The organism is Bradyrhizobium algeriense (genome assembly GCF_003062295.1).
Lineage (GTDB): Bacteria > Pseudomonadota > Alphaproteobacteria > Rhizobiales > Xanthobacteraceae > Bradyrhizobium > Bradyrhizobium algeriense.
The window spans coordinates 1-1808 of record NZ_PYCN01000126.1 but is presented as its reverse complement, the minus strand read 5'-3'; the positions used below and the strand labels follow the sequence as shown (position 1 = coordinate 1808).

Here is a 1808-nt window from a genome sequence, read left to right as displayed (position 1 = left end):
TAGCTAGTTTCTGTCGCGAAACGCCTGTTTTTGTGTCGAGGCATGCCATTTCCGCAATAAAACCGGGGTGAACTGACGTCGGATGCCGGCATTTTCCGGGGCAATTGGACGCCGATTTTCGTCGCCATGTCATTATGCGTCCATTGGGGAGGGTTCGGTTGCAAGATACACTGACGGATATCTTTCCGCCGTAAACGAACTTGGGGGATGTTGTCAGGCGGCTTTTCGTCTGCGCGACGATCGTTCGGCCAACAGAGCTGCGATCTTCATCAGGTTGTTGGCGAGCACGGCAGCTGCGACCCACAGCTCAAAGCGCTCGCGACCTTCGGCGAGACAACGCTTCATGCCACGGCCGCGGAATAGCACCGAGATGCGCCCCTCGATACCCGCGCGAAAGCGCTGGCCGTCCTTGAACTCCCGGCTCTTCTCATAGGCTTCGCGCTCGGGCGCTTTGATGCCGCCCCGTTGTGGGATGCAGACCACCTGGACGCCTTCCTGCTTGCACGACATCACGTTCTTCTCGCTGAAGAAGCCACGATCCGATCCATATAATTTGGGGACGTCGCCGAAGGTCTGTCTGTGGCGTTCCAGCGAGATGACCACATGCTGTTCGTCGACAGGATTGCGGTCCAGCACTTCATACTGCGTGATCAGGCCGCGCGCGCTTTCGGCGAGGAAGACCTTGTGGCCGAACTCGATCGGCGTCTGCACCTTGCCGCGCTTGATCAGGTCCGTGTGGGGCTCAAAAATCGAATAGAGCTTCTCGGCCGTCGGAACTTGCTCGCCATCGAGCACACGGCGGCGCGACTGATTGACCACACGGGCCCCCAGATCACAAAAGTGCTCAATCTCCTTGCGCGTCTCGGCGATTGCCAATTCGCTGATCATATCTGTGCCACGCGCTTTGCGGGTCTGCCGGAGCGCGGTTCGAGCGCTTTCGATAACCTCCTCGGCGATGCCGATGAGTTCGCGGTATCTCCCGGTCTGCTGCTGCTGGCGCTGCCTTGAGGTCATCCGCTGAATCTCTTGCATCCGACGCCGCGCCGATCGTGTCCGATCCCGAAAACCCTTGATACGCCGGCGTCCCAGCGCCGCGGCAAGGCGGCCGATCAGGCGCGTCACGACGCGAACAACATCCCACAACAGCGTGTTGTCGGTCGGATGGTGAATGTCGGTCTGCACCACCGTGGTGTCGACACGCAGCTTTTGGCCGTCCTCCAGACCGAACCCGACTGCCGCCTGCGCCACCAGATCATTGATCGCCTTGAGCGTCGCGGGCGTCAGCCGATTGAAGCCACGGTTGAATGCGTCATGTCGAGGCACAGGCAGACAATAGAAGTCGGTGAACTGGCACAGCGTGCATCCGTCGGCAATCCGCTCGCGCAATTCGCGATAGTTCCAGTTCTTGACGCGCATCAGAACCAGCGAGCGCAACACCTGTTGTGGCGTCAGGCCGTTGCGACCGGTCTCGGCCTTCTTCAAACTCCGCGTCAGATCGCGGCGGACCTGCTCGATCATGTCCTTCTGGTCGTCCAGAAAATCGGAAATGGTCTGCAGCACCGGCTCAAGACACAGGCCCTGACGTACCAGCTCAAAATCGGCAAAACTGACCTGCCGCTCCGCTGTCCGGGACACGCTCAGCCCTCACCGCTCTTTTTGGCTTCGGCGCGCTCTCGCTTCAACGCTTTGATGTATCGCGGCGCCGCCTGGTGCAACAGATCCTGCAGAGCGCGCCCGTTGTCCAGGCTACGCTGAACCTCCGGCACAAGCTCTTCCGGCACGTAGACCGCAACGCGACGCTCATTCGC

1 protein-coding gene is annotated in these 1808 nt (G+C 60.3%); it reads right to left on the bottom strand.

The annotated features are described in order from the left end of the window. Positions 1-213 precede the first annotated feature (213 nt). Positions 214-1635: an ISNCY family transposase gene (locus C7G61_RS42605; RefSeq protein ID WP_190242276.1), complete on the bottom strand. Its 1422-nt coding sequence runs from the start codon at positions 1633-1635 to the stop codon at positions 214-216. Between the last annotated feature and the right edge of the window lie 173 nt (positions 1636-1808).